We start from the raw sequence: 12,671 nt of genomic DNA on the forward strand, positions 1-12,671 counted from the left end.
AATTACTGAGAAAGAGGTAACTAAATGACAGAGAATAGAGTAACGGTTATTGGGGCAGGACTAGCTGGAAGTGAAGCGGCATGGCAAGCAGCAGAGTCAGGAGCCCAAGTTGATTTATATGAAATGAGAAAAATAAAAAAAACACCAGCACACCACACAGATCAATTTGCTGAATTAGTTTGTACGAATTCATTAAGAGCAAATGGTATTACAAATGCTGCTGGTTTATTAAAAGAAGAGATGAGACAATTTGGTTCAGTTATTATCGCTGCTGCGGATAAAACTCAAGTTCCTGCTGGTGGTGCCTTAGCTGTTGACAGAGAAAGTTTTTCTGAAGAAGTAACAAAACAAGTATCAAATCATCCAAATATTACTGTTCATCATGAAGAAATTACTGAAATTCCAACTGAAGGCATTACAGTGATTGCGACTGGTCCTTTAACAAGTGAGCCTTTAGCGGAAAGTATCAAAGAATTTACTGAGTCAGAAGGATTATATTTTTATGATGCAGCAGCACCAATCATAGAAAAATCGTCTATAAATATGGATAAAGTGTATTTAAAATCTCGTTATGATAAAGGTGAAGCAGCTTACCTTAATTGTCCTATGACAAAGGATGAGTTCTATGCGTTTAGAGAAGCGTTGGTTAATGCAGAAGTAGCGCCTTTAAAATCATTCGAAAAAGAAAAATTCTTTGAAGGATGTATGCCAATTGAGGTTATGGCAAATCGTGGTGAAAAAACAATGACATTTGGTCCGTTGAAACCAGTTGGATTAGAAGATCCAAAAACAGGTAAACGTCCGTATGCAGTTGTTCAACTTCGTCAAGATAACGCAGCAGCATCACTGTATAATATTGTTGGATTCCAAACGCATTTAAAATGGGGCGAACAAAAACGTATTATTCAAATGATTCCAGGATTAGAAAATGCAGAAATCGTAAGATATGGTGTGATGCATCGAAATACATTTATGAATTCACCTGAATTACTTGATCCAACTTACCAATCACGTAAGAAACCAACGTTATTCTTTGCTGGTCAAATGACTGGTGTAGAAGGTTATGTTGAAAGTGCAGCAAGTGGTATCTTAGCAGGACGAAATGCTGCAAGACTTGCCCAAGGTAAAGAACCAATTGTACTACCACAAGAAACAGCGATTGGTGGTATGGCACACTATATCACACATACATCTGGTAAACATTTCCAACCGATGAATGTAAACTTTGGTTTATTCCCAGAGTTACCAGAGAGAATTCGTGATAAAAAAGAACGTTACACACAAATTGCTAATAGAGCACTTGAAGCGACGAAAGAGTCGTTAACATTATTTGAGAAATAGTATGTCATTTGACATGCTATTTTTTTATGGTTTGTTTAAAAATTTGTATAAATTACTTAAAACATATAAATATATTGGTAAAAAAAAAATTTGTATGTTACATTAATTTTATAATTTGTAATGAAAGGGGTTGATTTCGATTGATCACTTAGTGTTATTTTTAAGATATTTAGTAGATGAGCGACATTATTCATTACAAACAGAACACGCCTATGAGGATGATGTCACACATTTTTTTGAGTTTTTGGAAGAAACAGGAAATTCTGACTATTTAAACATCACGTTTCAAGATGCTCGAGTGTATCTAGCTTATCTTCATGATAAAGAATATAGTCGTAATACAATTAGTCGGAAAATTTCGAGTCTTCGGTCATATTATCATTTCTTAATAAAAAATGAGTGGATGACAGACAATCCTTTTAGCTACATACAGATGAAAAAAAAGCAAAGTAAGTTACCAAGCTTTTTATATGAAAAAGAATTGGCTATCTTATTTGAATCGGTTTCTGGTGAATCACCATTAGATAAACGTAATCGAGCGATTTTAGAGTTACTTTATGCTACAGGAATTAGGGTGTCCGAGTGTGTGTCGATTGAATTACGTGATATAGATATGGAAAATTCAATTGTGTTAATAAATGGTAAAGGTGGCAAGCAACGTTATGTGCCGTTTGGTTCGTTTTGTCACGATGCTATTTCTGATTACCTATCAACTACACGTAAAGACTTGATGGAAAAATATCACGAAGAACATGATATTTTATTTATTAATCATCGAGGACAGCCACTAACAGCAAAAGGCGTTCAATATATTTTAGATAATTTAATTAAAAAAAGTAGCTTAACAACGAATATTCATCCGCATATTTTTAGGCATACATTTGCCACGCATTTATTAGATAATGGAGCTGATATGAGAACGGTCCAAGAGTTATTGGGCCATTCAAGTTTATCCTCCACACAGATATATACGCATGTGACAACCAGTGCGTTACAAAAGAATTATCGGAATTTTCATCCGAGAGCTTAATTTAGAATAGGAGAAAAAATTATGGAATATACAACATTTCATTCAACAACAATTTGTGCAGTAGAAAAAGACGGAAAATTCGCAATGGCTGGTGATGGCCAAGTAACAATGGGCGAATCAGTCGTGATGAAAGGGACTGCCAGAAAAGTTAGACGTATCTATAACGATGAAGTGGTCGTAGGATTTGCCGGTAGTGTGGCAGATGCGTTTAACCTTGAAGGAAAATTTGAAGAAAAATTAAATCAATATAAAGGGAATTTAATGCGTGCGGCTGTGGAACTTGCGATGCAATGGAGAAGTGATCGTGCGATGCAAAAATTAGAAGCGATGCTAATCGTAATGAATGATAAAGAGATGCTAGTAGTGTCAGGTACAGGTGAAGTAATCGCACCAGATGACGGTATTTTAGCGATAGGTTCTGGTGGTAACTATGCATTAGCTGCTGCAAGAGCACTTAAACGAGATGGCCGTGAAGATTTAACGGCTGGTGACATCGCAAAAGCTGCGCTAAATGTCGCAGGAGATATTTGTGTTTACACAAACCACAACATTATTGTAGAAGAAATATAGGAGATGACTTTAATGAGTACAGTAACAAAAACACCAAGACAAATTGTAGAAGAATTAGACCAATATATTATTGGACAAAATAAAGCAAAAAAATCTGTAGCGGTGGCATTACGTAATCGTTATCGCCGTATGCAATTAGACGAAGTTATGCAACAAGATATCACGCCTAAAAACTTGCTAATGATTGGACCAACTGGTGTAGGTAAAACAGAAATCGCAAGACGACTTGCTAAAATTGTTAATGCACCATTTGTAAAAGTTGAGGCAACGAAATTTACAGAAGTTGGGTACGTTGGTCGTGATGTTGAGTCAATGGTTCGTGATTTAGTTGAAGCAAGTATTACCATTGTGAAAAAAGACCAATACAGCCAAGTATATTCACAAGCTAAAAAAGCTGCGGAAGATAGATTGGTTAAATTATTAGTACCTGGTATCAAAAAAGAAAAACGTCAATCAACGAACCAATTTGATATGATGATGCAAATGATGAATGGTTTCCAACAAAACAATGACGAAGAAAAAGAAGAAGTGACTGATTCTATCAGAGTAAGCCGTGAAACAGTTCAATCTCAACTTGAAAAAGGTCAACTTGAAGATAGAGAAATTACGATTGAAGTCGAAGAGAAAAAACAAACACCAACCATGAATAATGGATTAGAACAAATGGGAATTGATTTAGGAGACGCCCTAAATTCATTAACACCTAAGAAAAAAATTAAACGCACAGTGACTGTGAAGGAAGCACGTGAAATCTTAATTAATGAAGAATCTGAAAAATTAGTCAATAGTGCTGACATTCATAGTGAAGCAATTAAACTTGCTCAAAATCATGGGATTATTTTTATTGATGAGTTTGATAAAATTACATCTAAATCTGAAAGTAATGGTCAAGTTTCTCGAGAAGGTGTCCAACGTGATATTTTACCAATCGTTGAAGGCTCAATTGTGAATACTAAATATGGTACAATTGCAACAGATCATATTCTATTTATCGCTTCAGGAGCATTCCATTTAAGTAAACCAAGTGATTTAATTCCTGAATTACAAGGACGTTTCCCAATTCGTGTTGAATTAGATGATTTAACAGCGGAAGATTTTGTTCGCATTTTAACTGAACCAAATAACGCGTTAATCAAACAATATATTGCGTTACTTAAAACAGAAAATATTGATGTAACATTCACCAAAGAAGCAATCGAACGCTTATCTAATATAGCGTATAATGTGAATAGTGAGACAGATAATATTGGAGCACGACGTTTACACACTATTTTAGAAAAACTGTTAGAAGATTTATTATTTGAATCTCCTGATATGTCGATGGGTGAAATTACAATTACTGAACAATATGTAAATGAAAAACTTGAAGAAATATCTGAAGATGAGGATTTAAGTCGTTATATTTTATAAGAATCGTTTAGGAGTGATGGTATGAATGATTTATTGCAAAAAACACGTATGATAAATGAATTGCTACAAAAAGAAAATACCATTCAAGAAGAAAAAGAACTACCTTATTTACAAATGGCACAAGTATTATCGGACATTATGGAATGTAATACCTATATTTTGTCAAAAGATGGTGAATTATTAGGATATTCTGTGGTACATGATTTTAATAATGAACGCATAAATAAGATGATTTCAAATCATCAATTTCCACATTCTTATACGACATTGTTAAAAGATATTCAGCAAACGGTGGAAAATATTCCGATTGAAGAAGAGTTAACCACGTTTCCGTTTGAATTAAAAGCGGAGTTGACCAATGCCTATACAACACTTGTTCCAATTTTTGGGGCAGGTGCTAGGCTTGGCACAATTCTTTTAGGGCGTATTAATAAAAAATTTAATACTGAAGATTTTATTCTTTGTGAGTATAGTGCAACAGTAGTTGGAATGCAGATGCTTTATCAAAAATCTGGTGATATCGAAAAACAAGTGCGTGAAACAAGTATGGTTCAAATGGCGCTTAAATCATTGTCATTCAGTGAACTAAAAGCCATTAAAGCTATTTTTGAAGAACTAGATGGTGATGAAGGCATTTTAACGACATCAAGTGTTGCTGATAGAATCGGTATTACACGTTCTGTGATTGTAAATGCACTAAGAAAACTTGAATCTGGTGGGGTTATTGAGACACGTTCTCTTGGAATGAAGGGTACGTTTATCAAAATAACAAATCAACAGTTAATTGACCTACTTGATAAAGAAACGGTCATTTAGGAGGTTTTTCATGACGATATATTTAGAATCAGATACGGCTAAAGTCAGTATAAATGAATTTGGAGCCGAATTATCAAGTTTTATTTTAAAAGAAACAGGTGTTGAGTATATTTGGCAAGCTAATCCAAATTATTGGGGACGTCATGCACCAGTATTGTTTCCGATTGTTGGCAGATTGAAAAAAAATACGTACACATATAAAGATCAACCATATCGTATGAATCAACATGGATTTGCTCGAGATATGATGTTTGATGTCATTGAACAAGATGCGTGTTCTGTTGTTTTTGAATTAACAAGTAATCAAGAAACACTTGAAAAATACCCATTTGAGTTTCGGTTGTTGATTGGTTATAAACTTATAGATAATGAGCTGGCAACAAGTTATGAAGTATCTACACTTTCTGATGAGATGTATTTTTCAATTGGGGCCCATCCAGCATTTAATGTTCCGTTAATTGAAGGAACAACCATTGAAGATTATTATTTGCATTTTTATCCGTTGAAATCAAGAATTAAAATTCCGCTAAAAGGTGCTTATATTAATAGTGAGAGTAAAACGTTAGCACAGACAAACACATCGATCCAGCTAAATCACGGATTGTTTAAAGAAGATGCACAGATTTTAGAAACAAAAGGAAAAAACACTTTTTCAATTTTATCAGAGAAGCATCCTCATGGGGTAAGAGTTAGTTACGAAAAATTTCCATTTGTTGGCTTTTGGAGCCCGAATACAGTTGACGCACCATTTATTTGTATAGAACCTTGGTGTGGTATTGCAGATGATGTTTCAGCTTCAGGTGCCATTGAAGAAAAAATAGGGATAAATAAATTATCAAAAGGTGACATATTTAATCGAAGTTATACAATTGAAATTATATAAAAAACAAGACGAGAAGCCGTCTTGTTTTTTTACCCAAAATAACTGGTGTCTTCAATATTTAATTCGCTTAGTATAATAGATGCTGTTTCTTCAATAGACAATTGTGCCACATTGATAACGACGCATCCGAGTTTTTTATATAAATCATTAGCAAATTCTAACTCACGTTTAATTTTATCAATATCAGAATAGGCCGTGTCGGGATTTAATCCATATGATTTCATTCGTTCACGTCGAATACGATTTAAGACTTTTGGATTATTTGTTAGACCAACAATTTTTTTTGGGTCAACTTCCCAAAGTTGTGGTGGAATGTGAGCTTCTGGAATGAGTGGCAAATTAGCCACTTTCAAGTTTTTATTTGCTAAAAATAAACTTAGTGGTGTTTTTGACGTACGTGACACCCCTAAAAGAAGAATATCTGCTTCTAAAAAACCTTTAGGATTTTTACCATCGTCATATTTAACGGCAAATTCCATCGCACTAATTCGTTCGAAGTAATTTTTACTTAAAAAATGCATTGCACCAGGCAAACGACTTGGTTCTAATCCCGTTCTATTTGATAACTCATCAACTAGTCCAGATAATACATCAATGGTAAATAAATTATGCTCTTTTCCGTAGTTGTTGGCTATGTTAACTAAATCTTTTGAAACAAGTGTATGTAAGACAATAGCATTCACTGCTTTTGCTTCTTCGAGTGCTTGTATTAGTTCATCTTCATGATAGATGAAAGCTCTTTTGACAATTTGGATTTTTATTTGAGCATCCTCATATTGCGCCATTGATGCTTGTGCTAACTTTGACGCAGTTTCACCGGCAGAATCAGAAATAATAAATATACTAATACGTTGATCTGTCATAAATGATTCACATCCTTAATTTTTTTACTTTACTTAAATTATAGCATATAATATAACTCAAACGATGATTATTATGAAGAGAGGGAAAAGATTTTGACAAAAGAATTAGATCACGCAATCGCAATAATGAAAGACAATGGACTGAAATATACAAAAAAACGTTCGGATATACTTTCTTTTCTTATTAATGAAAATCGTTATGTAGCAGCTCTTGATGTGTTTAATTTTATGAACGATAAATACAAAGGAGTCAGCTATGATACTATTTACAGAAATTTAAGAGACTTTGCAGATTTGAATATTTTAGAAGAAACAGATTTACAAGGTGAGAAGAGATACCGATTCCATTGTGATGTTCACGGCGAACACCATCATCATTTTATTTGCACCTCGTGTGGAGCGACGCGTGAAATTCATATGTGCCCGATGGATATGTTTAAAGAGCAATTACCAGGATGCTCAATTGAAGGGCATCGGTTTGAAATACTAGGTAAATGCGAGAATTGTTTGAAAAATTAACATTAGGTAGTTGACGAGAAAAACTCAATTAGATATAATATATTGTGAACAGTTTTTTGTTTAATATTACTTTATATAAAAAACGGTTACCAAAAGTTTGGAGGGAGGGATTTATATGTCAAAAACTGTTGTTCGTAAAAACGAATCATTAGATGACGCTCTTCGTCGCTTCAAACGTTCCGTTTCAAAAACTGGTACTTTACAAGAGTACCGCAAGCGTGAATATTACGAAAAACCAAGTGTTAAACGTAAGAAAAAGTCTGAAGCTGCAAGAAAACGTAAAAAATACTAGTTTTAATGAATGGATCTGATATTATGACTCTACTCGATAGGTTAAATAATGATATCAAAGTAGCGATGAAAGCAAAAGATAAAGAAACCTTATCCGTTTTAAGAATGATGAAATCTTCTATTCAAAATGAGGAGATTAAAAAAGGTGAGTCTTTATCATCAGATGAAGAATTAACTGTATTATCTAGAGAGATGAAACAACGTAAAGATTCTCTTCAGGAATTTAAAGATGCCAAGCGTGATGATTTGGTTGAAAAAGTTTCTGCCGAAATTAAAATTGTAGATAGATATATGCCTGAACAATTTTCAGAAGATGAATTGCGTTCAATTATTGAGTCTGCAATAGATGAAACGGACGCGTCATCAATGAAGGACTTTGGTAAGGTTATGGGGATTGTCATGCCAAAAACTAAGGGGAAAGCTGATGGACAAAAAGTTAATTCTTTAGTAAAAGAAAGTTTAGCTAGTCTGTAAACATGTCTTTATTGGTCATTTTAATTTTTCGTTACTTATTTTTGAAAAATTAAAATGTTAAAATTCGGAATCTAGAAAATTAGATGGATGAGTCAAGACTAAAAGATGATAAATTTGAACGTAAATTCAAATTTATCATCTTTTTTCGATTTTTTTGGCTCTTTGACAACTACTGTTTGTAAGAATTGATGGTTTTAAAGTTTGTATCAAAGATTAGAAGAAATATTTCATTAAACAGATAGTATCCTAAAAAAGAGGCTAACTTAAAAGTAATTATTAAATGAAAATCACTAAACTAGCAATATAGAAATCCCATGAAGTCAGTTTTTAATAAACTAATGTCATGGAATTTTCTTATTGTACGGTTTTTGGAATCAGTGTTTAAAAATGATAGAGTCTATTTGTTAAACTAATTTTTGAGCTTCTCTTACGCGTTCATTTAAATCAATGGTTTCGCCAGCTTTTTTCTTATCATAAAATTCAGCTGTGGCTGCAAATAAAAGATCGGCTGCAGAGTTAAGAGCTGTTTCAACAGAATCTTGCACCACACCAATGATGAACCCAATCCCAACAACTTGCATGGCAATATCATTTGAGATATTAAACAAACTACATGCTAGAGGGATAAGTAATAAACTTCCGCCTGCAATACCAGATACACCAGTTGATGAAATGGCTGCTAATAAACAAAGTAGAAAAGCAAGAGGAAACGGAACATCCATCCCCATTGTATAAGCAGTGGCTAGTGTCATAATTGAAATGGTAATGGCAGCACCCCCACTGTTAGCAGTTGCTCCAAGAGGAATAGAGATAGAGTATGACTCTTTATCTAATCCTAATTTCTCACACAATTCCATATTGATTGGAATATTTACCACTGAACTACGCGTGAAGAAGGCAGGGATACCACTTTCCTTCATACAGAACATCGTTAAAGGATACGGATTTTGTTTTAATAGTAAGAATACCATCAGTGGGTACACGATGAATGACACAAACAACATCGTTCCAACTAATAATAAAATTAACTTACCGTACTCAGCTAAACCTTTGATTCCGATTTCTGAAATAGAGTTAAATACCAACCCAACAATCCCAAGTGGAGCAAATTGAATAATGATTTGAATCACTTTAGAAATCGTTCCAGAAATATCCGCGATCACATTTTTAGTTGTTTCAGAAGCACTTCTCATACATGCTCCAATGACCGCTCCCCAGAATAGTAATGATAAATAATTTCCTTCAATAATTGCTTGAACAGGATTCATTACTGCCCCAATAATAATGTCAGACAAAATCTTCCATAAATCATCAGGCGCTTGTTGATCAACGACCACATCAGGTAATACTAGTTTAACTGGGAATAACTCAGAAGCAAATACAGCGATTAAAGCCGCAATAAAAGTGGCACTTAAATATAAAATAATGACGGTTTTCATATGCGTTTTGATGCCTTTTTGATGCTTAGATAATGATTCGATGATTAGGAAAAATACCAATAATGGCGCAATTGCTTTCAATGCTCCGATAAAGAGATCACCTAATATTTTAATCCAAGTCCAGGAAGGTACCAACATCCCTAAAATTGCTCCGACGACAATACCGATACAGATTTTCTGGATTAATGATAATTCTCTAATCTTTTTCATAGCGTTCTCTCCTTTTTGTAATATTAATATAATATACTTTAAAAATTCACAAAAAGAAATACCCCTTTTTAAAATAATTTAAATTTTTTTAAAGGTGATTTTTTGATGTGTCATGTTATCAGTACCAATCTATCTTAATCAGCTTGATTTATTAAAGTTTATCAGAGTAAAGAGAGGACTTTGTTCAATTAGATTAGTGATTTAATTTTAAAAAAATTTTTTCGATTTTCAGAAAAAAGATTGTGATTTGGTCAAAAAGAACCAAAAGGGAAGAGATGAACGTATGTTTGTTTGAAATTTTAAAAGGACAAGAAAAACTGAGACAAATATAGTATAATGTGAATGATGAATTAAAGGAGAGAGATTATGGCAAAAAAGAAAACAAAAAGAGCTCCTACTAAAAAGCAGCAAGCACAACAAGAGCGAACAACCTATTTCTTAATCGGTCTGTCATTTATCGTATTTGGTATTTTAGGAGGATTAAGATTAGGATTTTTAGGGATGCTGATGACTAATGTGTTTCGTTTTTTTGTTGGGAACATGCACTTAGTAATGGCTCTTTATTTAATAGTATATGGTGCCCTATTGATGTTGATGGGTAAAGACCCAAAGTTTAAACGAAAAAGTCTAGTAGTGGGATTACTGGTATTTTTCTTAGGGTTACTCTTATTCTTAGAGATTGGTTTGTTCAAACAAATCAGTCGTGACACGAATATTTTAGGGATGACGTGGCAAAAAATATCTTCAGACATAAAAGCAAGTAGTGTGACGCAATCAGTTGGTGGAGGGATGATTGGCGCCTTACTTTACACAGTGACTTATTTTTTAGTTTCAAAAGCAGGTTCATACGTCGTCGTTGTTTTAGCAATGATTGTTGGAGGATTGTTGGTATCAAATATTGGTATTTCTCAAGTTGCTGATAAGGTGGTTGAGTTTGGTACAAACTTTTTTCATTCGCTTAAAGAAAAAAAGGTAGAGCGAGATGAAAAAAAAAAACTGAATGAGAAAAATCGATCAAAAGTTTCTGAAAATCGTGTCCGAGAATCAACAGAGCATGAGAAAAAAGAACAAGAACTCGTTGTCAATGAAGACGACGAAGTGGAGAAAGAACAGTTAACACTTGAGATTGATAGTTATCAAGATCATTATAAAAAACGCGATCAACAAACTGTTGAAAGACCTAAGAAAGAACCAAAACAAAAAACTGATGACGTGGAAAAAGATCAACCCTTGTTTTTTGACTTGCCTGAAGGGGAAGAAAATGAGGATTATGAATTACCACCAGTTGAGTTATTAAATGATATTCCATTAACTGATCAGAGTGCTGAATACAAATTAGTTGAAAAAAACGTCAAAGTGTTAGAACAAACTTTCGATAGTTTTGGCGTGGATGCAAAAGTGGTTCGTGCAAGTCTTGGACCATCTGTGACGAAGTTCGAAATCCAACCGGCTGTGGGGGTTAAAGTAAGTAAAATTGTGGGGTTAACAGATGACTTAGCATTGGCACTTGCTGCTAAAGATATCCGAATGGAAGCACCAATTCCCGGAAAATCATTGATTGGGATTGAAGTGCCAAACCAAACAACTAGTATGGTATCATTTCGTGACGTGGTCGAATCTGAAAACAATCATGATGATTTATTACTTGAAGTGCCACTTGGTCGAAGTATTTCCGGTGAAGTGATGACGGCAGATTTAACGAAGATGCCCCATCTATTGATAGCTGGTTCAACAGGTAGTGGAAAATCGGTGTGTATTAACACGATTATTTCCAGTATTTTAATGAAAGCTAAACCACATCAAGTTAAAATGATGATGATTGATCCAAAGATGGTGGAATTAAATGTCTATAATGGTGTGCCTCATTTGTTGACACCTGTTGTGACAAATCCTAGAAAAGCCGCGCAAGCTTTGCAAAAAGTTGTGGAAGAGATGGAAAGACGTTATGAACTGTTTGCTGGTTTTGGTGTACGAAACATGAATGGCTACAATGATATGGTCAAAAAGCATAATCAAACAACCGGAGAAAATAAATCTAGTTTACCTTATATTGTGGTAATCGTTGACGAGTTAGCTGACTTGATGATGGTCGCAAGTAATGAAGTCGAAGATGCGATTATTCGTCTAGCGCAAATGGCAAGGGCAGCAGGAATTCATATGATACTTGCTACTCAACGACCTAGTGTGGACGTTATTACAGGGATTATTAAAGCGAATGTTCCGTCACGTATTGCATTTGCTGTATCAAGTGGGATTGATTCACGTACGATTATTGATAGCAACGGAGCGGAAAAATTGCTTGGACGTGGAGACATGTTGTTTGTTCCAATGGGAGAAAATAAACCAATTCGTGTGCAAGGTGCATTTATTTCAGATGATGAAGTCGAACATATTGTGGAGTTTGTGACAAATCAACAAGGAGCAGACTATCAAGAACACATGATGCCGTCTGAAAGTCCAACAAGCAGTGCATCAACTGAAGAATTGGACGAATACTTTGATGAAGCAAAAGCACTAATCATTGAAATGCAAACAGCTAGTATCTCGCTACTTCAAAGACGATTTAGAATTGGGTATAACCGAGCAGCACGATTAATTGACGAACTAGAAGAACATGGTGTTGTCGGCGCTTCAGAAGGTAGTAAACCAAGAAAAGTCTTAATGACATATAGTGATGATGAGGTAATAGAAGAATAAAACAAAACTCCTTTATTCGGCTAAACGAGTAAGGGGATTTTATATTGACTATGAAAAAAGAAAATAATTTATGTTAAAATAGGTTGTTTTATTGTATCATGAACTTTGGGTGTCTTTTTAAAATAAAT

12 protein-coding genes are annotated in these 12,671 nt (G+C 34.2%); 10 read left to right on the forward strand and 2 right to left on the reverse strand.

The genetic code is table 11. From position 1 onward, the window contains the following. The first annotated feature begins 24 nt into the window (after positions 1–24). The 6 genes from trmFO to BHY08_RS04640 all read left to right on the forward strand — a co-directional run bounded on the left by trmFO (position 25) and on the right by BHY08_RS04640 (position 6,050). On the forward strand, positions 25–1,341 hold the full coding sequence (gene trmFO / locus BHY08_RS04615; protein ID WP_071456759.1) for a methylenetetrahydrofolate--tRNA-(uracil(54)-C(5))-methyltransferase (FADH(2)-oxidizing) TrmFO: 1,317 nt from the start codon (positions 25–27) through the stop codon (positions 1,339–1,341). Positions 1,342–1,492: 151 nt separating this feature from the next. Further along, positions 1,493–2,371 carry a tyrosine recombinase XerC gene (gene xerC / locus BHY08_RS04620; RefSeq protein ID WP_245729996.1) on the forward strand — a complete coding sequence of 293 codons (879 nt, stop codon included), beginning with the start codon at positions 1,493–1,495 and terminating at the stop codon, positions 2,369–2,371. Between the two features lie 21 nt (positions 2,372–2,392). Next, on the forward strand, positions 2,393–2,941 hold the full coding sequence (gene hslV, locus BHY08_RS04625) for an ATP-dependent protease subunit HslV (protein ID WP_071456761.1): 549 nt from the start codon (positions 2,393–2,395) through the stop codon (positions 2,939–2,941). A 12-nt stretch (positions 2,942–2,953) separates the two neighbouring features. Next, complete coding sequence (gene hslU, locus BHY08_RS04630; RefSeq protein WP_071456762.1) at positions 2,954–4,351, forward strand: ATP-dependent protease ATPase subunit HslU; 1,398 nt, start codon at positions 2,954–2,956, stop codon at positions 4,349–4,351. 21 nt (positions 4,352–4,372) lie between these two features. Continuing rightward, positions 4,373–5,167 (forward strand): GTP-sensing pleiotropic transcriptional regulator CodY, encoded by a 795-nt coding sequence (codY, locus tag BHY08_RS04635; protein ID WP_071456763.1) that lies wholly within the window; start codon positions 4,373–4,375, stop codon positions 5,165–5,167. A gap of 10 nt (positions 5,168–5,177) precedes the next feature. Beyond that, complete coding sequence (locus tag BHY08_RS04640; protein ID WP_071456764.1) at positions 5,178–6,050, forward strand: aldose 1-epimerase family protein; 873 nt, start codon at positions 5,178–5,180, stop codon at positions 6,048–6,050. Positions 6,051–6,079: 29 nt separating this feature from the next. On the opposite strand, the gene BHY08_RS04645 is transcribed toward BHY08_RS04640, so the two are convergent. Next, entirely contained in the window at positions 6,080–6,913 is an 834-nt protein-coding gene (locus BHY08_RS04645; RefSeq protein WP_071456765.1) for a pyruvate, water dikinase regulatory protein, read from the reverse strand. Positions 6,914–7,039: 126 nt separating this feature from the next. Between BHY08_RS04645 and BHY08_RS04650 the strand changes: the two genes are divergently transcribed. The 3 genes from BHY08_RS04650 to BHY08_RS04660 all read left to right on the forward strand — a co-directional run bounded on the left by BHY08_RS04650 (position 7,040) and on the right by BHY08_RS04660 (position 8,197). Next, the gene (locus BHY08_RS04650) at positions 7,040–7,432 is read left to right on the forward strand and encodes a Fur family transcriptional regulator (RefSeq protein WP_118250190.1); all 393 of its coding nucleotides are present in this window, start codon (positions 7,040–7,042) and stop codon (positions 7,430–7,432) included. Positions 7,433–7,547: 115 nt separating this feature from the next. Beyond that, entirely contained in the window at positions 7,548–7,724 is a 177-nt protein-coding gene (rpsU, locus tag BHY08_RS04655) for a 30S ribosomal protein S21 (protein WP_071456767.1), read from the forward strand. Positions 7,725–7,747: 23 nt separating this feature from the next. Then, a complete protein-coding gene (locus BHY08_RS04660; protein ID WP_071457832.1) occupies positions 7,748–8,197 on the forward strand; it encodes a GatB/YqeY domain-containing protein in 450 nt (149 codons plus the stop codon). A gap of 404 nt (positions 8,198–8,601) precedes the next feature. On the opposite strand, the gene sstT is transcribed toward BHY08_RS04660, so the two are convergent. Then, positions 8,602–9,846, reverse strand: a complete 1,245-nt coding sequence (gene sstT / locus BHY08_RS04665) for a serine/threonine transporter SstT (protein WP_071456768.1) — start codon at positions 9,844–9,846, stop codon at positions 8,602–8,604. 366 nt (positions 9,847–10,212) lie between these two features. Here sstT and BHY08_RS04670 point away from each other — a divergent pair, with 366 nt between their 5' ends. Further along, positions 10,213–12,543, forward strand: coding sequence for a DNA translocase FtsK (locus tag BHY08_RS04670; protein ID WP_071456769.1), 2,331 nt, complete (start codon positions 10,213–10,215; stop codon positions 12,541–12,543). Positions 12,544–12,671: the final 128 nt, after the last annotated feature.

It is taken from the genome of Vagococcus teuberi (assembly GCF_001870205.1).
GTDB classification, from domain to species: domain Bacteria; phylum Bacillota; class Bacilli; order Lactobacillales; family Vagococcaceae; genus Vagococcus; species Vagococcus teuberi.

Excerpts from the sequence above, each read along its gene's own strand:
- trmFO (WP_071456759.1), top strand. The coding sequence starts at position 25 with ATGACAGAGAATAGAGTAACGGTTATTGGGGCAGGACTAGCTGGAAGT.
- hslV (WP_071456761.1), top strand. The coding sequence starts at position 2,393 with ATGGAATATACAACATTTCATTCAACAACAATTTGTGCAGTAGAAAAA.
- hslU (WP_071456762.1), top strand. The coding sequence starts at position 2,954 with ATGAGTACAGTAACAAAAACACCAAGACAAATTGTAGAAGAATTAGAC.
- codY (WP_071456763.1), top strand. The coding sequence starts at position 4,373 with ATGAATGATTTATTGCAAAAAACACGTATGATAAATGAATTGCTACAA.
- BHY08_RS04640 (WP_071456764.1), top strand. The coding sequence starts at position 5,178 with ATGACGATATATTTAGAATCAGATACGGCTAAAGTCAGTATAAATGAA.
- BHY08_RS04645 (WP_071456765.1), bottom strand. The coding sequence starts at position 6,913 with ATGACAGATCAACGTATTAGTATATTTATTATTTCTGATTCTGCCGGT.
- BHY08_RS04650 (WP_118250190.1), top strand. The coding sequence starts at position 7,040 with ATGAAAGACAATGGACTGAAATATACAAAAAAACGTTCGGATATACTT.
- rpsU (WP_071456767.1), top strand. The coding sequence starts at position 7,548 with ATGTCAAAAACTGTTGTTCGTAAAAACGAATCATTAGATGACGCTCTT.
- BHY08_RS04660 (WP_071457832.1), top strand. The coding sequence starts at position 7,748 with ATGACTCTACTCGATAGGTTAAATAATGATATCAAAGTAGCGATGAAA.
- sstT (WP_071456768.1), bottom strand. The coding sequence starts at position 9,846 with ATGAAAAAGATTAGAGAATTATCATTAATCCAGAAAATCTGTATCGGT.
- BHY08_RS04670 (WP_071456769.1), top strand. The coding sequence starts at position 10,213 with ATGGCAAAAAAGAAAACAAAAAGAGCTCCTACTAAAAAGCAGCAAGCA.